Origin of the sequence: Paenibacillus sp. FSL E2-0190, from assembly GCF_037992965.1 — a bacterium.
Classification (GTDB): domain Bacteria; phylum Bacillota; class Bacilli; order Paenibacillales; family Paenibacillaceae; genus Paenibacillus_AQ; species Paenibacillus_AQ odorifer.
Genome location: NZ_CP150306.1, coordinates 3,390,263 through 3,412,775, shown reverse-complemented (window position 1 = coordinate 3,412,775; position 22,513 = coordinate 3,390,263). Strand labels below are relative to the sequence as shown.

At 40.0% G+C, this 22,513-nt stretch carries 19 protein-coding genes; 5 read left to right on the top strand and 14 right to left on the bottom strand.

What is annotated here, in order from left to right:
• Positions 1–7: 7 nt before the first annotated feature.
• Positions 8–1,615: an FGGY-family carbohydrate kinase gene (locus NST25_RS14910; protein ID WP_340394317.1), complete on the bottom strand. Its 1,608-nt coding sequence runs from the start codon at positions 1,613–1,615 to the stop codon at positions 8–10.
• A gap of 308 nt (positions 1,616–1,923) precedes the next feature.
• Here NST25_RS14910 and NST25_RS14905 point away from each other — a divergent pair, with 308 nt between their 5' ends.
• The gene (locus tag NST25_RS14905) at positions 1,924–3,006 is read left to right on the top strand and encodes a GntR family transcriptional regulator (RefSeq protein WP_312148512.1); all 1,083 of its coding nucleotides are present in this window, start codon (positions 1,924–1,926) and stop codon (positions 3,004–3,006) included.
• A 99-nt stretch (positions 3,007–3,105) separates the two neighbouring features.
• Here the strand turns inward: NST25_RS14905 and NST25_RS14900 are convergent, their stop codons facing one another.
• From NST25_RS14900 to NST25_RS14870, 7 genes are all read right to left on the bottom strand, one after another.
• Positions 3,106–4,116 carry an AraC family transcriptional regulator gene (locus NST25_RS14900; RefSeq protein WP_076280633.1) on the bottom strand — a complete coding sequence of 337 codons (1,011 nt, stop codon included), beginning with the start codon at positions 4,114–4,116 and terminating at the stop codon, positions 3,106–3,108.
• A 109-nt stretch (positions 4,117–4,225) separates the two neighbouring features.
• Positions 4,226–4,819 (bottom strand): AAA family ATPase, encoded by a 594-nt coding sequence (locus tag NST25_RS14895; protein ID WP_340394316.1) that lies wholly within the window; start codon positions 4,817–4,819, stop codon positions 4,226–4,228.
• Between the two features lie 68 nt (positions 4,820–4,887).
• On the bottom strand, positions 4,888–5,877 hold the full coding sequence (locus NST25_RS14890; RefSeq protein WP_076218121.1) for an ABC transporter substrate-binding protein: 990 nt from the start codon (positions 5,875–5,877) through the stop codon (positions 4,888–4,890).
• Between the two features lie 130 nt (positions 5,878–6,007).
• On the bottom strand, positions 6,008–6,982 hold the full coding sequence (locus NST25_RS14885; RefSeq protein ID WP_076125617.1) for an AraC family transcriptional regulator: 975 nt from the start codon (positions 6,980–6,982) through the stop codon (positions 6,008–6,010).
• Positions 6,983–7,158: 176 nt separating this feature from the next.
• Positions 7,159–8,064: a hypothetical protein gene (locus NST25_RS14880; protein WP_248548270.1), complete on the bottom strand. Its 906-nt coding sequence runs from the start codon at positions 8,062–8,064 to the stop codon at positions 7,159–7,161.
• Positions 8,061–8,618, bottom strand: coding sequence for a sigma-70 family RNA polymerase sigma factor (locus NST25_RS14875; protein ID WP_076125863.1), 558 nt, complete (start codon positions 8,616–8,618; stop codon positions 8,061–8,063). Before NST25_RS14875 ends, NST25_RS14880 begins: the two co-directional genes overlap by 4 nt.
• Positions 8,619–8,791: 173 nt before the next feature.
• A complete protein-coding gene (locus NST25_RS14870; protein WP_254847600.1) occupies positions 8,792–9,466 on the bottom strand; it encodes a hypothetical protein in 675 nt (224 codons plus the stop codon).
• Positions 9,467–9,642: 176 nt separating this feature from the next.
• Between NST25_RS14870 and NST25_RS14865 the strand changes: the two genes are divergently transcribed.
• Positions 9,643–10,422 (top strand): GNAT family N-acetyltransferase, encoded by a 780-nt coding sequence (locus tag NST25_RS14865; protein WP_076303799.1) that lies wholly within the window; start codon positions 9,643–9,645, stop codon positions 10,420–10,422.
• 70 nt (positions 10,423–10,492) lie between these two features.
• Here NST25_RS14865 and dhaK read toward each other — a convergent pair whose 3' ends face one another.
• On the bottom strand, positions 10,493–12,253 hold the full coding sequence (dhaK, locus tag NST25_RS14860) for a dihydroxyacetone kinase subunit DhaK (RefSeq protein WP_339191078.1): 1,761 nt from the start codon (positions 12,251–12,253) through the stop codon (positions 10,493–10,495).
• A 1-nt stretch (position 12,254) separates the two neighbouring features.
• On the bottom strand, positions 12,255–13,391 hold the full coding sequence (locus NST25_RS14855; protein ID WP_076280637.1) for a glycerol dehydrogenase: 1,137 nt from the start codon (positions 13,389–13,391) through the stop codon (positions 12,255–12,257).
• Positions 13,392–13,594: 203 nt separating this feature from the next.
• On the opposite strand from NST25_RS14855, the gene NST25_RS14850 reads away from it, so the two are divergent.
• Complete coding sequence (locus tag NST25_RS14850; RefSeq protein ID WP_076217596.1) at positions 13,595–14,653, top strand: PocR ligand-binding domain-containing protein; 1,059 nt, start codon at positions 13,595–13,597, stop codon at positions 14,651–14,653.
• Between the two features lie 24 nt (positions 14,654–14,677).
• Here the strand turns inward: NST25_RS14850 and NST25_RS14845 are convergent, their stop codons facing one another.
• From NST25_RS14845 to NST25_RS14835, 3 genes are all read right to left on the bottom strand, one after another.
• Entirely contained in the window at positions 14,678–15,604 is a 927-nt protein-coding gene (locus tag NST25_RS14845; RefSeq protein WP_076280638.1) for a VanZ family protein, read from the bottom strand.
• A gap of 158 nt (positions 15,605–15,762) precedes the next feature.
• Positions 15,763–17,721, bottom strand: a complete 1,959-nt coding sequence (locus tag NST25_RS14840) for an RICIN domain-containing protein (protein ID WP_076280639.1) — start codon at positions 17,719–17,721, stop codon at positions 15,763–15,765.
• A 208-nt stretch (positions 17,722–17,929) separates the two neighbouring features.
• Positions 17,930–18,355, bottom strand: a complete 426-nt coding sequence (locus NST25_RS14835) for a MerR family transcriptional regulator (protein ID WP_076276522.1) — start codon at positions 18,353–18,355, stop codon at positions 17,930–17,932.
• A 169-nt stretch (positions 18,356–18,524) separates the two neighbouring features.
• On the opposite strand from NST25_RS14835, the gene NST25_RS14830 reads away from it, so the two are divergent.
• Positions 18,525–18,845 carry a carboxymuconolactone decarboxylase family protein gene (locus tag NST25_RS14830; RefSeq protein WP_076276521.1) on the top strand — a complete coding sequence of 107 codons (321 nt, stop codon included), beginning with the start codon at positions 18,525–18,527 and terminating at the stop codon, positions 18,843–18,845.
• Between the two features lie 18 nt (positions 18,846–18,863).
• Entirely contained in the window at positions 18,864–19,259 is a 396-nt protein-coding gene (locus tag NST25_RS14825) for a cupin domain-containing protein (protein WP_076217591.1), read from the top strand.
• Between the two features lie 68 nt (positions 19,260–19,327).
• Here the strand turns inward: NST25_RS14825 and NST25_RS14820 are convergent, their stop codons facing one another.
• The gene (locus NST25_RS14820) at positions 19,328–22,492 is read right to left on the bottom strand and encodes an ATP-binding cassette domain-containing protein (protein ID WP_076280640.1); all 3,165 of its coding nucleotides are present in this window, start codon (positions 22,490–22,492) and stop codon (positions 19,328–19,330) included.
• Positions 22,493–22,513: the final 21 nt, after the last annotated feature.

Sequence of the window (22,513 nt, the reverse complement as noted above, 5' to 3'; positions counted from 1 at the left end):
TCCATTTTCAGACTAAATTATCAACAGCGGATTGCTCAATTGCCAGACCTTTTTTATAACGTTCGATAAAGGTTTCAAAGCCTTTAATGTCGGTTGCATCGGGATGAATTTCTTCTCCCTTTACATCTTTGAACACTTTTTGATCGAGGAAGTCTTCCAAGCTTTCTTCCTGATTTTTGTTCATCATGTAGGAGGCAAGAATAGCCATTCCCCATGCGCCGCCTTCTCCAGCTGTCGACATTACGGAAACAGGAACATTCAGTGAAGCTGCCATCATTCTTTGGCCAACAACCGGAGTCTTAAATATACCGCCGTGTCCTAAAATACTATCTATGGCTACATTCTCTTCTTTCGTCAAAATGTCCATTCCAATTTTCAAAGCACCAAAGGCGCTGAACAAATGTGTACGCATAAAGTTAGCCAGATTAAATTTGCTCTCAGGCGAACGTACAAATAACGGACGACCTTCTTCTAACCCCGTAATGTTCTCACCCGAGAAATAACCGTAACTGAGCAATCCACCGGCATCTGGGTCTGCTTCCAAAGCTTTATTCAGCAGTACGCTGTACAATTTGTCAGCTTCGGCTTTTTGCCCCATCGCTTCATAGAATTCACGGAATAATCCGAGCCAGGCATTAAGGTCACTTGAACAGTTATTAGCATGAACCATACCTACTGGACTTCCGTCTGGCGTAGTCACCATATCGATTTCCGGATAAACCTTGGAAAGCTCTTTTTCCAATACGATCATGGCAAAAACAGAGGTTCCTACGGAGACATTCCCGGTACGTTTTCTTACACTATTGGTAGCAACCATACCGGTTCCTGCATCCCCTTCTGGAGGACTAAGCGGAATCCCAGCTTGTAATTGCAATGATGGATCCAGAATTTTGGCTCCTGCTTCGGTTAATAGACCCGCTTGCTCACCGGCAACACACACCTTAGGAAGAAGGTTGCTGGTCTTCAGCGAATAACCTTTGCCAGCAATAAGCTCATCAAACTGTTGTATCATAGATTCATTATAATTTCCTATGGATTCATCAATCGGGAACATACCTGAAGCATCTCCAACACCAAGTGCTTTGTTGCCGGTCAATAACCAATGAATGTATCCTGCTAACGTTGTAACAAACCGAATCTGCGGCACATGTTCTTCTTTGTTTAAGATCGCCTGATAAAGATGAGCAATACTCCAACGTTCAGGAATATTGAATTTAAATACATCTGTCAGTTCTTTGGCTGCCTTACCCGTTGTTGCATTACGCCAAGTCCGGAACGGAACGAGCAATTGATCCTGGTCGTCAAAAGCCATATATCCATGCATCATTGCAGAAAACCCGATTGAACCAACGGTTTGGAGGGTGATTCCGTAATTTTGTTGAACTTCTTGCTTCATCTCACGATAAGCATCTTGTAGACCTTTGATAATATCTTCTAGGCTGTACGTCCAAAAGCCGTCTTTCAACTGATTTTCCCATTCATAACTTCCAGAAGCGATCGTTTGAAAACTATGATCAATAAGTACTGCTTTAATACGCGTGGATCCAAATTCAATCCCTAGCGAAGTTTCTCCCTTATTGATTGCTTCTTCGATGCTTAATCGATTCGATATCACGTTGGTCACCTCTCTGACAGCGCTTTTTTAATATAAAAGAATTCGCTTTCTTAATTGACAGCTTTAGTATAAATTTTTGTACGTACATTTGTCAATAAAATAGTTATATATACATACAAATATGGAGAAGATAATAATTTAACTCCGGACTTAGTTTGTTTATGATGATCTAAAGGTACGAAATATTTACATTTTTTCATAAAAAAAGAGCCCCTTTATATTTAATTCGTAGTCATGCTATAATTTGTACATACAACTTAACGAAATTTACGAATTATAAAGCGAACAAGTATGGAAAGAGGAATTACATGAAACCAAAGTATCAAGTGATTATAGAGGATATAAAAAGCAAGATCCTTTCAGGAGATTACAATGTAGGCGAACAAATTCCTACGGAGTCTGCCTTGCAGTCCTTGTACGAGGTTAGCAGACAGACTGTTAGAAAAGCCATTTTAGAGCTATCCAACGAAGGATTCCTCCGCAGCGAAAAAGGTTCTGGCACGTATGTCAGCAACCAATATCGCACAAAGACCGGCGGGAGTTCCCATAAGAAGACGATCGGTGTAATTACGACCTATATCTCTGACTACATCTTCCCTTCTATTATCCGGGGGATTGAAAGCCGAATGAATGAGGATAACTATTCACTACTATTGGCTAGTACCAATAACGATGTTGCGCAAGAAAAAAAAGCTCTCGAAATGATGTTGTCCTACGGCGTAGATGGTTTAATTATTGAACCTACGAAAAGTAATCTGTATAATCCCAATATTGCGTATTATCTGTCGTTTAAGGAGCAAGATATTCCACTCATTATGATTAATGCTTTTTATGAGGAAATAGAGCTCCCCTTCCTTTGTCTTGACGATGTGCAGTCCAGTTATCTGGCAACGAAAGAATTGATCTCCAAAGGCCACTCTCAAATTGGACTTATCGCAAAAATGGATGATTTACAAGGCAAATATCGAATGAAGGGTTATATCAAAGCTCTCGAAGAAGCTAAATTGCGGTTTTATCCAGAGCAAATATTTTCGTTCAACACCGAGACCAAACAAACCTTAGCTACGAACTTGAAGGATTTCCTAAATAAAAATAGAGATACCCTCTCTGCGATTGTCTGCTACAACGACGAGGTTGGTCTGGAAGTGGTCAATGCTTGCAGACAGCTAGGCATTTCTATACCAGAGGAATTATCAATTATTGGCCAGGACAACTCCTATATTGCCCAAAATGCAAACATCAAACTGACCACTTTAACACATCCCCAAGAAACTATGGGCCGTGATGCAGCGGATTGGGTCATTAAAAAATTACAAGGAAAAAAGGATCTTCCCAACAATACTTATTATCAACCTGTGTTAATTGAAGGAGAAACAGTAGTCGAGAGATAGAATAAATTCTGAGGGATTTTGCGTTTCTCTTCATATGTAAATGTAATAACCCACCAGTCGTGACTGGTGGGTTATTTGCAACTGTCATCTCCGTATTCTTTAAAGGTTCGATTCGTGTTTTGAAGTCAACAGTACAGAAGAAGCAAACTGTTTCACAAGCTTGCCGGGATTGATCCCGTATTTCTCCCGAAACACCTCTGAGAAGTGACTTGAGTTGGAATAACCTACAGCACAGGATGTCTCATTAACGTTCAAATTACCTTGCTGCAATAGGTGTAGAGCCTTCTCCAACCTTATATCCCGCAAATAGCCAAATACAGTTGTTCCGAACATTTCTTTAAAGCCTGATTTTAATTTGTTATCATTCATTCCAATCAATCGGGAGAGCTCCAACAGGCTTGGCGGATCTATCATCCGTTGCAACATGATGTCCCGGGCTTCACTAATTTTTGTCATGTCGCTTTTCGATAGCTTTGTTGTCCCAGAAGTACCCTCTGTTAGAATCGATTGAAAGCCCAACGACAAAAGCTCTAATGTACTACATTCGATCTCCAGATTTTTGGTGCTGCGGTTTTGAAGAGCTGCCAGCATTCGCTCAAGCACGATAGCAGTAGACGGCTGCATCGTTTCCTGGAATACACGAAAAGATGCTTGGCCAAGAATGCGGTCAAAATCAGCGGATCTCCCACCCCCGCCTTCTTCCATGAAGTGATGAAAAGTCGAAACAGGAATACCTATGCCTAACATAAGATAAGATTCATTCCCCTGAAACTCAAATTGAGAGCCAACTTCATTCATGAGTTGTAGCGTACAGCTTCCCGGAACAAACTCATACTGGACACCATCTACAGAGACTTCTCTTTTCCCTTGTAAACAATAATTAAGTTCAACCATTGCTGTTTTGGTTACCAAAGGCATGCTGTAATCCTGGCGAAAGGTAAAATCGGATACCACCACATTGATATCAAAGCGTGGGACGAATCGACGAACGAACCCTTCTCCCCTTTGCGAATGTAGTGCCATGTGCTCTGTACGATCTCTATTCTGCCGCGGCAGCTCAAGCCCATCGAAAAAAAGATTGAAATTGTGATGATAATCTATTCCAGTCATTGCTACCGCTCTCCGATCAAGTTTTATAATATTGAGAATAATTCTCATTATTATAAAGGATCCTCTCTTTTTTGACCCGCTTGAATATGGTGTTATCTGGATACGCCATCTAGGAAACACTAACATTTCTTTTACTTAATTTCTTATATACCGAGTATTCCTTATTGGACTTAATAAAACTTAATATCTTTTCGGCACATTCTATCGAATTCATCTCTTCCGTATTTACTTCGAGGTCATATTCATCAAAGCAATATACTTTGCTAAACTGTGAAGCTGCTAGTCCAATCTTTCTATCTCCTCTTGTTTGCTCTCTTCTTATGAGTTCTTCTTTCGAGCATATTACACCTATAAATAACGTAGGCTGATCGAAAAATTGCTCAAGAAACACATTAAACCTCTTATCATTGTCGATTACGGTATCTACTATTACATTAAAACCCATTTTTATTAACAATGTAATTGTCGAGCGGTACACTGAGAATATGGAATCATCCAATATTTGGGAAACGACTTGATGATCTATTTCTCTTGGAGGTTCATCTGGAAATTTATTATTAATAAAATCATTGTAATTATTAAAAAAATCATCAATTGATAAATGATAAAAAGGAATCTCTTTCTGTTTTATCAGTTCAGTCGATATGGAGGTCTTTCCGGAACTTGAAGTTCCATTTAGAAAAACTAATATCCCTTGCTTCAATTTAATCATCCCTTCAAATAATAATCATTGCAACTCAGAGAATATTCGAGAAAAGATTAAATTATCCTTTACTGTTTGATATGTTCCTTGATTTGTTCGGCTATTTGCTCCAACAATGCTTCTTTTCCTAAAGCAAAGAAAGCCTCATTATAATTTTGTCTGCTTGTCATGCGATATATATTATTCGATTTTGCAGCTTTCAGATTACTCCAGACCTTGCTTTGGTCAAGAACATTCTGGTCATTATCAGATAATAAAATGATATGGTCTGGATTAAAGGTAGACAGTGCTTCTAGACTTGTCACTTTCCCTCCCCATGGATCTGGCTCCGGTGTACCTGGCGCGAGGGGTAATCCTAGATCATTAAAAATCATATCCGCAATACCTGTGCGGGAATAGATGCGTATTTCTTTCTCTGTAGCTTCGATTACCGCAAACGTCTCTTCCTTGGTTATCTCAGTGATTTGATCATGTAGTAGTATAGCACGTTGATCATAGGCCTTCAGCCACGTTTCCATTTCCGCTTTCTTATCAAGCACCTCCGCAACAAATGCAAATCGCTCTCTAAAAGCGTTAAAACCATAAGGCACCCTCACTGTTGGAGCAATCATATTTAGTTGATCATAGATTTTTTCTTGGGTAGGTCCTGCCAGTATCAAATCAGGGCTTGCTGCAATGATCGCTTCTAAGTTGACTTCCGTCTGAAACCATCCAGCGGGAGTTACATCAGGCAGTTCTTTTTTGAGAATAGGAGTGATTTCTAATGAATTAGCCATATCCGTATTCCCAGTAATAACAGGTTTATATCCAAGCACCAGAAGTTCTTCCGTTGAGCCGGATACATCGGCAATTCTAACCGGATTCACCGGTATTACAACATCTCCTTTAGCATCCTTGAGGGTACGTGTTTCGGTCGAATTAGTAGCGACGGGTTCTGAATTTACCGCAGGTTGAGAATTTTCTACCTTAGCCTCCTGACCTGAATTCCCACACCCGTACAGCATCACCATCATGATTAAGGCGATTCCGACAAAAGAGATTCGTTTTAAACTGAACATTTTTTCCAACCCTCTCCAATCTATTGATAATCATTCTCACTTCTAGCAAGTCCGATCATACACTCTGCTAATAGGATAGAACTACCGGCAGAGGGATTGAATAACGGTTTGGCGGATATTTATTTAATTTTTATCGTTTTTTAATTACTTCTGAAGGATTAATTCCATACTGCTTCCGAAAAGCTTCGGCAAAATGACTAAAGTTGTTGTAACCTACCATCGTCGCCGTTTGGCTGACACTAATTTCCCCGGTACTTATGATTTCCCATGCTTTTTCTAAACGTTTGTTCCGTAAATATGCAAATACAGTTGTTCCGTACTCTTCCTTAAATCCAACTTTTAATTTGTATTCGTTAATGCCTGCCAGCTTGGACAATTCGATTAGCGAAGGTGGGTTTGCCATGTGGTCAAGGATGATATCCCTGGCTTTCCGAATGTTTTCTCGGTCACTACGTGATAAATGCAAACTCCGTTTAGTATGTTTCTGCTCAAAAAGAAATGCGTCAAAATATACAGATAGGAGTTCTAATGCCTTCCCCTCTACGTACAACCGGCGCATGGAAGTATGATATGGACAGTCTCTCAATTGCACCAATAATCGGGTGGTTTCTGGAAGAATAGGCATACGGAACATTCGAAAAGCACGTGAATCTAACAGCCCGGATAAGCTGCGAGCATGTGAAGAGCCTTGATCCGCCATCCATGAATCGAATAGTGTAACCGGTACACCTATGGACAATAAACGGATAGGTTCAGCACTGCGATAGTGAAATTCCGCTTGGAAATCCTGCATGAACTGCAATGAACAACTATCGGGCATTAACTCATGGCTGGTATCTGTTACATGAACTTCCCCGCTTCCCTGCAGACAAAAGCTTAACTCAATCATCGCCGCTTCGGATTGAACCCGAACTAGGCGATCATCAGCAAAACGGTAATCACTATCAACAATTTCGATCCCGGAGGGTGTGATCACTCTATCGACGTATCCTTGGGTACTGGATTGTGCAAAATGTTTCCTCTCTGTAGTGCCCCTCATAGACGGAGCCTCAAACAAAGCATCGAAATACCCGTTATAGATGTTATGAATAGATGAACTTGTCATTCTGTTATACACTCAGCAGGTAAGCTGCACTCCGTAATCCCAATATTATGTTTTATCATGAGCAGATCACCTTTTCTCTTCTATTAAATGATAACGTTTATCATTTAGATCATTATATGCGAGATATTGGATAACCTGCAATGTACAGTTTTTAAGGATCTCTTATCTCCGCCTTCTCAGTAAAGCGGTAGCACTTCTTGTGTCAGCCCTGAAAAGAGGTCGCTGGTTTGATCAAAAAAGGTATCAGGCAAATAATAATAAGCATCACCCATAGACACCACCTTTAATTCGGGAATGATATACATGGCGATATAAGTCCCGTCTTTGAGGTTGAACTGTAATTGATATGATTTTCCTTGGGATTGCGCCGCTGCAAGAGCTTCATATTCCTTAATGCTTAGCTCTGTTTTTTTTGCGCTGTACAAACCTTCGATAATGGACTCAACAATAGGATGATCAGTGATAGTCTTTTGCACGTCATTCCCCACATGATTCAGAATATAGATATCTTTTGCATGCTCCTTCAGATTAGCCAGATCTAGATACTCCTTCGCGCTCATTGCAGAATCGTCTACCTTCGCCACAATTTCAGCTAGATAATAATATTGCTCATCCTTAACTGCAATACGAAAATGGGATGGGTATGTTGGGATTTCATACAGCTTTCCACCCATAGCGAACGTAGCGGCATAATCTTTTTCCGCATTCTTATCCCCGTCATTCTTTCCGGGCTCTTGGTTGAGATCAAACTCTAATGCACCAAGCGATTTGTCAGGCTCCATACCTGTGAACTTAAACTGAGCGCCATCTGCTACGAATGCATAACGGTATCCATTGTAATTCAGAATTTTGCGAACCCCTGTGGGAGACGAGACTGGTGTCTGCTGTGATATTTGTGGTGAATTAGGCAACGGAGTCTGCGGAAATTTATAAACGGCCACACCTAACACCAATGCAGCACAAGCTGCGAGTGAGCCCCACTTTACATAAGCTTTTTTATTAGTGCGTCTCGCGGAGTTGGCTTTTTCTATCAGATTTTCGTCTATGTAACCGATTGTTTTGAAGAGCTCTTTATTATTCAAAGGAAATAACCCTCTTTCTGAAGATATATTTGGAGTTTTTTGCGTGTTCTGAAAAGAATTGATTTGGTTTTACTTTCACTGATTGAGAAGCGTGCGGCAATATCGGCCAAAGAATCAGAATACCAGTAACGCCTCAAAAAAACATTCCGCTGATCTTCCTTAATGTTGTGTAGAAATTTGCTTATAGATTCGGCTATTTGTGCTTCCTCGTATTGGGTTTCAACGTTGTCTGAAGAGGATAAACAATCGTTTAATTCATTAAGAATCGTATCGAATTTTTTATTCCGTTTTTTAGCCATGTAATAATCGTATTTGTTCAAAGCAATATTTCGTGTGATTCTCCCCAGAAAAGAGGACAGCTTTGCAGGAGACTTCGGCGGTATTGCTTCCCATGCACCAAGAAAGGTATCGTTAACACATTCTTCCGAATCTTCAGCATTAGACAAAATGTTATGAGCGATCCGAGTACAATAATTTCTATATTTTTTCGATGTTTCTTCTACTGCCCTTTCATTACGTGCAAAATACAATTGTATGATTTCACTATCTTCCACTCCATCACTTCCGTTCGATTTGATTAAGCATTCACTTATAAAGTAGGAAAAGAAGTGTTTAGGTTGCATAAAAATTTAATTTTCTATAAGCTTCGGCATTCAACGCTGATAATATGACATAAAAATACAAATAACCCCTCATCCTAAGGGATAAGGGGAAGTTATGATATCATCTAATTATTAATTAATTCTACTTCCTTCATTGGAGCCTTTGTCTTACGGAGCATCATCCAGATCCCCCCCAGACAAAATAAAACACTACATCCCATGCCAAACAACGCGCTGGCGTTTAATGCCTGAGGTGAGCCTTTCATTGTAAGCACAGCCATTTGAGTGACAACAATGGAGACTAAGGCATCAGTAAAGCTAATCATTTTTAATGTTGATATAATGGGATTTTTGAGATGACGGTTAACAATATTTCCATGAATGGCAAAACCAAGTTTTGTAAAAGCGATCAGTGCTACCAGATATACAATGTAACCTTCATAAACCAAAGCGTCTCCGACTAGATAAATCCGCAGGCAGACCAACAGATATGAAACCCCTAGAAGACAAAGAAAAACACCGCCACGCTTATAAACATAAAGCTCCATGGAATACCTTTGCTGTGCTGAACTGACTTTTTTAGCTAATGTATATTTATGAAGCACCTGTCCTTTGGCTATACAAAGGATCAGATAATAAAGTGCATTTGTGATGAACCATCCGGACAATAGATATAACCCAAGAATTAACTTGCCTATACCAATAAAAGCATCGATGACTAAGGAAGCAGCGTTGAACATGGCGGTTCGATCTTGCGGATTTCCGAAGTACCGAACTAAGATTGCCTTAATATATATCATCCTTTCAAGAAAACCTTCATATCTCATTTTATGTTTCTAAGGGGACAATAGTATCATACTTGACTCAACCCAGCAATAAAGCAATTAAAGTTCTGATTTATGATATATTAGAAAAGGTTGTGCAAATTCGGCAAGAGGAAATAGCAACAGCAATTGTTAATGGAGGCAGGTCGTATATGTATAGAAAATTAACAGCAGCAGAGTTAGATTTTATATTAAGCTCGATTAATAAGGAACAGCATTTTTTATATTATTCATACCTTACTTTTCGCAGACAAAACACAGTGCATTACGGTCAGTATTCTGACCAGGGCGAGTTGCTTGGAGTATTAGCCTTTTTAAGTGGCCTTCCGTTTAATGCTTTTTCTGTATATCCAGTTCAGCAATCCTTTTGTCTCAGCTCAATGTTGGCGTTCATGAAAGATGAATTACATCTACATAACCATGCGGTAGGTAGCTTTATTATTAACGAACAAGAGCTGCAGGTCTTTGCTTCTCAGCTTGAGTTCTACAGCCCTCCCAAAAAATTGCTTCTTATGAAACATATTCATGAAGATGTTCTACCAACAGCGGACAAGCATGTTATGCACTTAGGACCTGCTCATTTCCAGCGAATTGAAGCAAAGATGAACGAGCTGCAAACCATGGCTTTTTCAAAAGAAGAATTACAGAATCCGTTCTATGGTGTGATGGCACAAGACGAGCTGATTGCTGTAGGAGGATACCATATATATAGTGAGGATTACGTTGAACTAGGAAATATCGGAACAGATGTGGCCTGGAGAAGAAATGGTTATGGTAAAAAAGTCTGTGCAGAGCTAACACGCCAAGGACATGCCATTTCAGCTAACGTATATTTGAATGTTTTTGAGGAGAATGTAGGAGCCATTTCTCTATATCAATCGCTGGGATATGAACTCATTTGCCAACAATACATCGTTGAATTTATGATTTAAATTAAAAACGTACTGCAGCTAATGCAGTACGTTTTTTCTAAATTTTAGGTGATACGCCAGTTAATCTTGTTTATTTCATTGCTTTTGCCAGCTCTGTGAAAATAACCCCAAGCGCATGAGCACCCGCATCTGGATAACCGATGCTGCGTTCCCCCACTGTGCCGGCTCTTCCCATACGGGCAACGATTTCTATAGTATTTTTAGAACCTTGGACAGCTGCTTCCGCTGCTTTATTTGCCGCCACTTTGATATCGTCGCCTTGTTCTGCACTTTGGGTCCAGGCATCTGCGAACGGTACAAGCGCATCAATCAATGTCTTGTCTCCGACGACAGCCCCTCTGCCAAAAGATCTTTCACCCGTATCTTGAATCCCTTTGACAACAGCCTGCATCATATCAGCAAACTCCTGAATGGTCAGCTCTTCCTTCTGCTGAACATTTTTACTCGCTGCGCGGAAGCCTGATCCCCAGATCGGTCCGGATGCTCCACCGCAATATTCCATAATGACCATGGAGCAGGCGTCAAGGAACTCACCGATATTAGTGAAATGATGAGCTAAAATATCTTCCCACTCGACTTTCAGCTGTTTAAAGCCCTTAGCTACACTCATCCCGAAATCGCCGTCTCCAGCGTGGGAGTCAAGCTCACAGAACGGAACTTCATTCTCGATAATAACCTGGCTCATTTGATCGAGCAGATAGACGATATTTTGCAAAGTAAACCGATTGTTCTTAATCACCGCTGCAGCAGCATCCGTATTATTCTTAAAGGATACATTGCTGTCTGCTTTCTCTTCTTGGATTACTTCAGTATAGTTCACAGGCTCAAAAGGGCCTTTAATCGACAAGGCTGGTGTATCACAAGGCGCAGATAACCATTTCTTCAGTGTCTCATCCAGCTTCATTATCGTCACCGATGCACCTGCCATGTCAATGCTGGTCATGTAGTTACCAACAAACACTTTAAACACTTGCTTATTCTTAGCGGTTAATTCGCGGATGACAGAATTGTTCAGCAAATATAACTCTTGCAGCGGGGTGCCGCCAAAACCATTAATTAATACGGCTACTTCCTCCTGCTTCTGATCATTCATTTGGAAGTTGTCTAGCAAAGAGGTAACCATTCGCTGTGCTAATTCATCTGCGGGTACAATTTTCTCCCTGCGTATTCCAGGTTCTCCATGGATGCCAACCCCGTATTCCATCTCGTTCTCTTCAATATGAAATGTCGGAGTACCTTTGGCAGGCACGGTACAAGAGGTATAGGCGAAGCCTATGCTGCGCACATGATCAATTGCATGTTGCGCCGCTTCTTTCACCTCCGCTAAGGATAATCCAGCTTCTGCTGCTGCTCCGGCTACCTTATGAACAAGCACTGTTCCGGCTACGCCTCTTCTCCCTACTGTATAAAGGCTGTCTTCAACGGCAATGTCGTCGTCTACTTTGACATAATCCACTTCGATGCCGTCTTCAGTTGCTAGATGGGCCGCATTTTTAAAGTTCATGATGTCACCGCTATAATTCTTGATAATAAGCAGCGAACCTTTGGTGCTGGCAGTGCGGCGAATCGCTTGATAAACCTGTATTTGGGATGGAGAAGCAAACACATCACCGCATACAGCTGCATCCAGCATCCCGGTTCCTACAAACCCGGCATGAGCCGGCTCATGCCCGCTTCCGCCACCACTGATCAGGGTAACTTTATCTTGATTGATCTCTTTCTTAGAAATCACTTTGAATTTAGGATCGAAATCCAGCTCGGGATGCGCCAAGACAAGCCCGTTACACATTTCCCTAACCAGAGTCTCCGGCTTGTTTATTATTTTTTTCATCTTAAAGCTCCTTACTTGATTTATATTGACGGCCTAATTGATCGGCTGCCATAATTGCTGATGCAACCGCATCCTCCGTAATTGGGAACGGCATCGAATGGATAGATTCCTCAGCAATGCAAGCTTTTTTAGCAACCTCAAGCAGTTCCTCATAGGTTACATGCTCAACACCAATATCCGCTAAGCATACTGGGAGGCCAATCGAAAGACAGAAGTCCAACACTTCTTTTAATTCAGTCCGGTCTGCATTTTCAAGAACCAATTGAGCAATCGTGCTGAAGGCAACCTTTTCACCATGATAATAATGATGAGTTCCTTCCAAAGCAGTTAACCCATTATGAATCGCATGAATCGCTGCCAAACCACCACTTTCAAACCCAAGACCCGATAAAAGAATATTCGTCTCAATTATATTCTCCAAAGCTGGGGTTACGATATTCAGATCGCAAGCTTGCTTCGCCTTGAATCCATTCTCAAGCAATGTCTCATAGCAGAGCTTCGCAAGTCCCAACGCTGTTACTGTTCCTTTAGCTTCACCGCAAACCCCTTCTCGAACTCCGCAAGGTAAACCTGCATTCACATTGGAGTAAGAATTTGCAGTAGCTCTTGCTTCAAAATAGGTTGAAAGTGCATCTCCCATACCTGCCACAAGAAATCTTGTAGGTGCATTGGCAATAACTGTTGTATCAATCATGACTACACTCGGGCTTTGCTTGAAATAAGCATAATCATCGAATTCACCTTCCGGTGTATAGAGCACCGCTGAGTGGCTTGTCGGAGCATCAGTTGCTGCTATCGTTGGAACGATAATCAGCGCTTCTCCTTCAGCTACACATTTTGCCGTATCAATCGCCTTACCTCCACCCAAGCCAATCGTACATGAACATTGATGTTCTTTGGCTAGCGCTTGTAATCTGGCGACTTCTTGTCTTGAGCATTCCCCGTGGAAGCCGCTTTCAACAAGAGTTATATTAAATTTCTGTTTAGTTGACTCCAGTTTGTCTTTCACACGTGTTACATCATCTGGATGGGCAATTAACAAAGCAGAATCACCAAATGTTTTTACGAAGTAACCTAAGTTCAATAATTCATTCTCACCTTGTACATATTTCGTCGGACTGATAAATGCTCTTCTCATTTTTCGTTCCTCCTCAGTTGTTTATAGTTATCATTATAGATTGCTCTAATTTAAGAAACATGAAACAATAAAAGCTTATTAAAGCGTTTTCTTATCGTATTTTTTTGTCATAATCGTGAAAAATCGAACTTTCATGTCATTGTGTTGAATTATTCTGTATAATGTTCATTAAGATTCTATAACTTACATAGGAGAATTTTGTGATGTCAAAATCCCGGTTCAATCTAGAAGAAATTATTGATTTGAAGAAATGGGAAAAGCTCCAGGATTCCTTATCTCTTGTAACCAAAATGGCTATTCTTACTGTTGATTACAAGGGTGTTCCCGTGACCAAGCACAGCTATTGCCAGCCATTCTGTCAAGGTGTGCGCCAGGACTCCCATCTCTCTCAATATTGTCAAAAATGTGATGCCCGCGCTGGGATTGAAGCGGTTCGCCAGAACAAACCGTTTATTTATTTATGTCATTTCAATATTATAGATATCGCGATTCCGATCATTATAGATAATCAATATCTAGGTGCAATTATGGCCGGACAGCTCAAGCTTCGTGAACCTGACGTGCCACAACTGGAGCAAATTGTCTCTCGCCCTCCGAATGTGGAGACGAACATGAAATTTAAAGCACTCAAAGAGGATTACCAGGCACTGCCTGTTTTATCCTACGATGAAGTAACAAAGTGTGTTGAGCTGCTGCTGCAGTTAAGTACCTATATCGTGGAGGAAGCCATTCAAAAGCATACTACTGTGGATTTGTACAAAAAGGTTCTGACCACCAATATAGAAGAACCCGCTTCTGCTGAAGCAATGGACGAGTCAGACCGTACGTATCGAAAAATCCAATCCATACAGCAGGAGTTATCCGGGGCCTTGATCGAGACCAAATTAAAGAATGGTGTACAAAAGTTCGTCTCAGTAAATTCTGTGCTTCAGCCTGCTTTTAATTACATTTATGCTCACAAAAATGAGAATTTCAGCCTCAAAGAGATGGCTAAGCTTTGTCATATCAGCCCCAGTTATTTCAGCCGTATTTTCACTAAAGAAACTGGAGAGAATTTCTCCATCTTCATTGCCAGACTCAAGATTGAATGGGCTAAGCAACTGCTGGAATCCACGGATTCCCCGATCAATCAAGTCAGTGATGATTTGGGCTTTTGCGACACGGGCTATTTCATTAAAACCTTCAAAAAATACGAGAACCTCACCCCGGCTGTATATCGGAATATGTATATGAGGCGATCAGCAAAAGAAACCCTCCGTTAATAAAATTAACGAAGGGTTAGTTTCTCATTCCCACCAATGCTTCATTTCACTAAATCCTACATCCCATAACTTCACATTCCCTTTAAGGATAAAGGTTATTTCTTTTACGGTAACTAATGCCGTATTGTTGAGTTCAGCTTGGGAACTATATTGTTCACTGGATTGAAGGATCATGTTACCATCAGCTATAATCATTAGTTCACTGCTAGAATTTTCATTTTGCGGGAATCCAAAGCTGAAATATAACCATACCTCTTTTTTATCACCCAAAGTATAGGTGTATTTTTTAATTTCTTCACCTTCACTGCTGTACAAATTCATTTTTGGTATTATATTTTCACCTGCGATAGTGAAACTGGGAAGATTATGCGTGATAGGCATGCTTCCCGTAAGCTTTTCCAACGTTTGTAATCCCTGCACAGGTCTTTCACTTTTCTTCAGAGTTAAATCAATGATCTCAGAGATTCCCATGATTCCAACCAATAGCACAACAACAGATAATGCCGAAGTAAAAAGTGATCTCCTGGTGATTTCCGGGGAAAATCCAATCTTATATGCACAAAATCCGATCATTGCCCCTAACGTATTGGAGATGACATCGGCTACATCAAAGGAACCCAAAAAAGTTAAAGCTTGAAGACTTTCCAGCATAAAAATTGTTAAGATAAACAAACAAATAAACTTCTTAAAATGTGTACGATACAGCAAAGGGAATAATACGCCAAAAGGAATAAAAGCAGCGATGTTCCCAAAGTCATAAACCCAAGAAAAGGATAGGTCAAAGAGATCAGGAAAAAGAAGCGGAACACTTTCTGGAATCAACATAAACGTATATTCATACTGGCTTGTTGCATGCTCTACTCTATTGAAAGCAAAAAACAAAAAATATAAGATCAACAGTGTATACAAAATAGTTCCTATAATAAGAATCTTTCGTAATTTCACTCCCATAATAACTTCACAATTCCCTCCATATGTCGATGGAAATAGTATATCTCTCCAAAGTGACATTCCCGTGACACTGAAGGTGACGATTTAGTCATTCAAAGCTTATATCGACAAAAAGTCATCCCCCTTAATTTAAGGTCGATGACTTTTGGTTACATAAATTATCTATTCGAGACTAGTTTCCAGTGCTGGCCAGCAGAACCTGTATTATTTGTTTGAATAATATTTGCTCCCTCTGTCGTCGAACCCTGATCTACTGCCAGAGCTTTTCCACTATTACGATTAATAATATTGTAAAAATCACCTGAGGACTCCAAAGTCCACTGCTGGTCATTCGATCCGTTATCATTCCATTGTACACTTTGAGCACCGTTAGCTAATGAACCTCCTAAAATGCCCAGGTTTTTACGACTATTAGTATTGACCAGCTTCGTATAGCCATCAGCTGTGCTGACTACAAACCAATTTTGGTCATGGGAAGAAATTCCGCTGGTCCACTGAACCGCCTTCCCTCCATCCGCCATCGAACCTTGATAGATACCCAACACTTTACCACTGTTCTCATTAACTAATCGATAACTGTCCACCATAATATGTCCTTCATCTGGAACTAACTCCCACAGCTGATCAGTGCTGCCTGCATCAGTCTGCTGTATAACTTGGGTACCCTCTTCAGTAGAACCCTGCGCTATACCTAACGTCTGACCACTGTTACGGTTAACAATCTTGTAGTAGTTACCAGAGGCTTGTAAAGTCCACTGCTGGTCATCGGAATGGTTTTCAGTCCATAATACGGCTTTAGCTCCTTCTGTTGTTGATCCTTCTAATATTCCGGCGACCTTTCCACTCTTTGCATTCACAATGGATTTGTAACCGTTAGGAGCATAACCACTTTCCGCTGTGGAAATGAGCCAATATTGATCCAAAGAATTAGTCCCGCTGCTCCATTGGACGAGCGGATTGCCATTCGCAGTTCCACCTTCCAATACACCTAAAGCCTTCCCACTCTTCACATTAATTAATTTGTAGTAACCTACGGACATATCGCCATATTTCACCGTGTTTTTCCCACTAAAAAATCCGGCTTGAGGGATAAATAAGCGGCCATTGCTAAGCGGCAGTAGTTGGCGGTTATACCCTGCATCTACGGGCGGATTATATGGAACCCAGCTTCCGGATGCATCCACTCTAGAAGAGTTGATCAGCACTTCTTTTTTTCCTGCAACGTTTAATACGAGTCTCCCATCTCCCAAAGCAGAAATATAGGGACTTCCTCCGTACCCTACAAGAGATCCTACTTCAGTTAGATTCCAGCTCTCAGGATCTGCTGAAATTTTCAAATAATTGGGCACGCCCGGGTATCCGACCATCTCATAGGTCATTGCGTAATTACCATTGCCCAGCTTAGCGATTGTAGGCATTCCTGGACGTAATTTACTGTCTGCAAATGCCACATCAACTACCACAGGTCCCCAGTTCGTACCCTCCAACGTAGTCTGATGAACTAACTTCTGGGCATGGGCAGGATCACGTTCATCTGAATAATAAACAATGAGTTTGTTGTTGTGAACCAAAAAGAAAGGCTCCCAAATGGGATCGTAACCAATATCGTTTCGTCCACCTTCAGCAATGGTGCTTACATATGTCCATATTCTACCTAAATCATTGCTTTTATATAATTCCAACTTGGTAGCTGCTTTGTTGCTTGGCACAGAATTTCCTGCAAGAAGCATAGTACCTGCAGGCATGTTACCTATAGATTGGGGGAGTTCAAACAATTCAGGGCAATTTAACATTCCCCAACCGTTTTGAGTATCCTCCACTTCTCCAACCTGATTCCAAGTGACACCATTGTCAACGCTTTCATAAATAGGGAAAACAGGGGTGGTATTAGAGGTTTGTTCAAATGTAGCATACATTTTATTATTGTTGATGCCACTATATTTAAGCTGGATTGCCCTAGGTGATAAAGCCCCATAGGATGGTGAATCTGCTGGTGGTACATATAAGACATTAGGACCGAAAGCGTTTACAATATTGCCGTCAAAGCTAATCCCTGTGCCAACCACTGTCACTAAAACCAACAAAAAAGACAAAACCTTCCTCAGTTCTCTTCTCAAAAGTAATTTCTCCTTTACTCTGGTTTTTTTAAACGAATACAGCTTCAATATAATTAATAAACGGATAAATGAGAATGTAATATCTCGACCGGATCATGCAATATGATTACACAAATAGACTCTCATCTTCGATTTCAAGTTTTGAAATTAGAAGAGGCAGATGAACAACCTTTGATAATCAAAAGTTGTTCATCTGCCTCTTAACTTGTTAGGAATCTACTTTTTCTTCTTGATGTGGTATCTTTTCATTGTGATAAAGGACGAATTCGTATTTATTCCCCGTTAGTTGATCATTATAAAATACAATTTTACGGTTCAGTATATCCAAGTTTTGTTGCAATGCCTTAATTTCTTGTTCCACTTGTTGCTTACGCTGTTCAAGTAAATTTTTCCGTTCAGGAATTGTCTCGTCCCCCATAGCCCGCCACTCGGTATATTGCTTCAATTCTGCCATCGTCATTCCTGAATCTTTTAAATGAAGCAAAAATTGAACCCAACCTATATCCTGATCTGTATATTCACGTAAATTATTGTCACTTCGATGTGGAGTAAGTAAGCCTTCCAATTCATAATATCTGAGTGTGCTCTTGTTAACACCGACGATTTCTGCAAATTCTCCAATGGAATAAGGCATGATCCCCACCTCCATTTCTAATTTTGTTTCTATTCAAAGGATATACTTAAATTAATAAAAAACCAAATGTCGGAGTATGAATCCATTTTTATGGCTTGCCTTAAAGTGTACTTTAAGGTCTATACTTCATTTTGAAGCAGTTAATCATCGATGAAAGGGATGTTCTTATATGGCTGAAAAACAAACAGCAGGACGAGACTTGTTAGGAGAATTCGCTCCGAAATTTGCTGAACTGAACGATGATATCTTATTCGGTGAAGTGTGGTCAAGAGAGAAAGAATTATCTGCACGTGACCGCAGCATGATTACAGTTTCAGCATTAATATCAGGAGGAAACTTTGAACAATTAACTCCACATCTGCATAAAGCAAAGGCAAACGGAGTCACAAAAGATGAAGTAGCGGAAATCATCACGCACCTTTCGTTTTATGTAGGGTGGCCTAAAGCATGGTCGGCATTTAATATTGCTAAAGAAATTTATAAAAATTAAACGAAAGAGGTTTTTATTATGGCTAATGAGCAACTAAGCAACAGTACTATCTTTCCACTCGGACAAAAGGTTGAAGCTAATTTTATAGGTGATGCATACTTGCAGATGATTTATACTGATGCGACACCTTTGAATGCGCCTATTGGGAACGTAACCTTTGCCCCGGGAGCTCGCAATAACTGGCACTTCCATAAAATCGGACAAGTATTATTAGTTACCGGTGGTGAGGGTTGGTATCAAGAAGAAGGCAAACCCGCTCAATTCCTCCAAAGCGGGGATGTTGTGAATATTCCAGCGAACGTAAAACATTGGCATGGTGCTACAAAAGACAGTTGGTTTGTCCACTTAGCCATTTCACCCGGAGAAACAGAATGGTTAGAACCTGTTGATGGTGAGCTTTATAATCAATTATAAAAAAACGCATCGAGTCTATAGACTCGATGCGTTTCTTTTCTATATCGTCTTTTTAAGAAAACTAAACTTTATTGCTCAAGAAATTGGTAAACTGCCATCATCTCTTGTTTATTCAACTCACGAATACGATTGAAAATTGGAATATCAGCAACAGCTTCAATATTTAAGCTTTCAGAAATAACGTCACTTACTTTACCCGTTAGCCAAGTTTGAACATCTATACCTTCAACGACTTCCTTACGTCCTTCATCATTGATTCCACTCGCATAACAACTCACACAGGGAATAGTTAATTTATATACACCATCATGAAGTCCATCTTCCGAGATAACTTTTTTTCCTTTACAGAATGGACAGGGATGGCTTGCTTTAACCTTATTAATTAAGGTGACGATTTTTTTGTAACCAAACGCTTCATAGACATAAGTCAGCTTTTTATATTTTCCATTAGTGAAATACTTATCTATGATATTTTCTCTTGTTTCGTGGATATTGGCAAAATCACAGATCGTAATCCGGTTTTTCATGCTGATGGTTTCGATACTGCCGCTAATGCTGTCCCAGAATGGCAGGGCATTTTGTAACACCATTTCATATTGCGCAAAACTTCCTAACTCTAGTTCAAGCATTTTTAGAGCGACTTGTGTTTCCCTAGGTAATAGAGAGACCTCTTCTGTCAAAACCATATCGCCGCCCACGATGGCTTTCATTTTTTCTAGTACCTGTAATTCGCCAACAGTACTAATAACTTGATCAAGGGGCATCCCAATAATCTCACGAATATCAGTGTCGCCGTATTTAAGCTTTTTATGATGATTTAATACCGTTCCTTGACAAATTGGACAGGTAATCATTTTTTTGGATGCTTTAATATGCTCTTTAATAATCGATTTCGAGATAACCATATAGTTCCCGATAATGGTATTAAAGCCATCCCAAGTTCTCGAGGCTTTAGCTGCTTTATCATAGAAGGACTTTTCCCAATACCCGTATAAAAAGGTGTGTTTTTCAGCTTCTGTCATCTCATTATAACTTTTGCTAATATCCTGTCCGAGCTCATTCTTTAACTCATCAAAGATGAATTTTATTTTTGGTAATTGATAGAATTTCAGAATCTCCATCGCATCTGGATGTAATGAACCGTCCCAAAAGGGTACGTTCTTGTCCTGAAGAACAATATCAAAGTCAAATTCTTCAATCACACGGCGGCCCTTACAGCTTGGACAATGATTGTCTGATTGATAGAAATCAAAGCTTTTTGTATCTTTATTAGTGGGATGCGCTGCCACAATATGGTTGATCAAGCCACCCATTTCATAAAGGAAAGTAAACTGACTATACAAGTGTCGTTCCAGATCAATGGCGATGACAGGCGCAATCGTATCCGATTCATATTCACCATAAATCAGGCGAGCCATGGAGGATAAGCTTTTTAAGATGCCACCTTTATAGATGTTCTCTGCATTTTTAAAATAGGGGATCTGACTTTCTTTTAAATAGTCAATTCCATTTTGTAGCTGGAGTGTTGAAGAAATGTGCGCAGGTGCCAAACTATCAGCAGGATTTTGTTGACGATAATAATCATCATGACTGAGAACATCAAGATGCTCCACAGGTGCAAGCTGTCTTTTGCCAAAATCAACGATAAAATCAGAGTTCTCTAACATATAAGAATTATGTTCAATCATGATTATGGAGACAGATTCATCCTGCAGAATGTCCCTAATGCTGTCAATGAATTGATTTAAAATATTTTGTGATAAACCTTTGGAAGGCTCGTCAAAAATAAAAAGTGTATGTGGATTTCTTGAGCCCGCAAACAGCTCAGAAACTAAATGGACACATTGAAATTCACCCGTGGATAAGGACTGTGTTTTTCGCTCCAACGTCAAATAACCAAGTCCAAGCTTGATCAATAAGCTTAGTCTTTTATGAGCAATGTCCTCATTTGGCAGTTCAACAATAATATCTTCAATCGAGCGCTCAAAAATATCATCAATATCCTCACTGTACTTTGTGAGTTTCCTTTTAATATCAAGAAAAGTGGCAACGGTCGAGCGACTGGTAATCGACTGATTTCGATCTTGCCCTACGATCACCAGCTTATCTTTGGAATAACGCTTTAGAAAATCTTTGACCATACATTCATTAACCAGTGTAGATTTACCACATCCGGACTCACCTGTAAAAGTTACCAGTCTATTTTGAGGAATCTGAATTTGGGCCATTTGAATATTACGACAATAAAGATCATGAAATTGATAATATTCTGCAGGTGCTGCCTGATTTAGTTCTCTATTGATGGGCTCAGGACGTGGTGATTCTTCAACAATTTTCCCGCCATATTTGCCACTGCCAGGTCCAAAGAACAAGTGTTTATCCGCTGTGTCCAGCACGGTGTCAGAATGGTCAATGAGCCAAATTTGATTTTTATATCCCAACTGTTTAATCTCCGCTAAAATCTTCAATAGGGTTTGGTGATCGAGACCCACGGAGATTTCATCAATGATAATCACGGTATTTTCACTTGTTGCCATGAATTCTGCCAAGTAAAGTCGTGTTAATTCTCCGCCTGATAATGTACCCATAATACGATTTAATGTTAAATAACCAATATTCATATTGATTATATTTTTCAGAATTTGTTGTTTACCTTCACTTATTTTTAGAATATCTGCCTGTGATAAAATGGTCTCTATACTTAAGTCGTTTAGATCAGAAATACTCTTTGCTTGATCCAATAATTCAATTTTATATTGTTCAGCTGCTTGATTATAGCGTTTCCCCTGACACTTTTTACACTCGACATTTTTTGTAGTTCCACGACCCTTACAATCAGGACACCAACCCAATTCATTATTAAATGAAAAAACCTCTGGAGAGAGATTATATTGCTCAGCAAGAGTGACACGGATTTCAGTAAACACACCTGTATGTGTGCCAATGGTTGACCGAGGATTTGAAGATATGGATGATCTACCAAGAAAAAGAACAAGTGGCATTGCTTCCATTTTGATCGCACTGAAATTAGTCTCCATAATATTGGGGAATAAATACTGGTATTCAGCTTTTGGCAGTAAGGAAACGAGACGTTTTTTTGATTCTTCCCCAATCGTTTGACAAAAAGTTGTTTTACCAGATCCAGACAAACCAGCAATTCCTAACGACTCATCAACTGGCAGTACCGTTTCTAATCTGTTAATATTGTTCGCAATTAATTGATTTATTTTCATAGTAAGCTCATCTCATCTCCA

Bases quoted from the DNA above. Each gene is read 5' to 3' on its own strand.
- NST25_RS14905 (WP_312148512.1), top strand. From the start codon at position 1,924: ATGAAACCAAAGTATCAAGTGATTATAGAGGATATAAAAAGCAAGATC.
- NST25_RS14900 (WP_076280633.1), bottom strand. From the start codon at position 4,116: ATGACTGGAATAGATTATCATCACAATTTCAATCTTTTTTTCGATGGG.
- NST25_RS14890 (WP_076218121.1), bottom strand. From the start codon at position 5,877: ATGTTCAGTTTAAAACGAATCTCTTTTGTCGGAATCGCCTTAATCATG.
- NST25_RS14885 (WP_076125617.1), bottom strand. From the start codon at position 6,982: ATGACAAGTTCATCTATTCATAACATCTATAACGGGTATTTCGATGCT.
- NST25_RS14870 (WP_254847600.1), bottom strand. From the start codon at position 9,466: ATGATATATATTAAGGCAATCTTAGTTCGGTACTTCGGAAATCCGCAA.
- NST25_RS14865 (WP_076303799.1), top strand. From the start codon at position 9,643: ATGTATAGAAAATTAACAGCAGCAGAGTTAGATTTTATATTAAGCTCG.
- dhaK (WP_339191078.1), bottom strand. From the start codon at position 12,253: ATGAAAAAAATAATAAACAAGCCGGAGACTCTGGTTAGGGAAATGTGT.
- NST25_RS14855 (WP_076280637.1), bottom strand. From the start codon at position 13,391: ATGAGAAGAGCATTTATCAGTCCGACGAAATATGTACAAGGTGAGAAT.
- NST25_RS14850 (WP_076217596.1), top strand. From the start codon at position 13,595: ATGTCAAAATCCCGGTTCAATCTAGAAGAAATTATTGATTTGAAGAAA.
- NST25_RS14845 (WP_076280638.1), bottom strand. From the start codon at position 15,604: ATGGGAGTGAAATTACGAAAGATTCTTATTATAGGAACTATTTTGTAT.
- NST25_RS14835 (WP_076276522.1), bottom strand. From the start codon at position 18,355: ATGCCTTATTCCATTGGAGAATTTGCAGAAATCGTCGGTGTTAACAAG.
- NST25_RS14830 (WP_076276521.1), top strand. From the start codon at position 18,525: ATGGCTGAAAAACAAACAGCAGGACGAGACTTGTTAGGAGAATTCGCT.
- NST25_RS14825 (WP_076217591.1), top strand. From the start codon at position 18,864: ATGGCTAATGAGCAACTAAGCAACAGTACTATCTTTCCACTCGGACAA.
- NST25_RS14820 (WP_076280640.1), bottom strand. From the start codon at position 22,492: ATGAAAATAAATCAATTAATTGCGAACAATATTAACAGATTAGAAACG.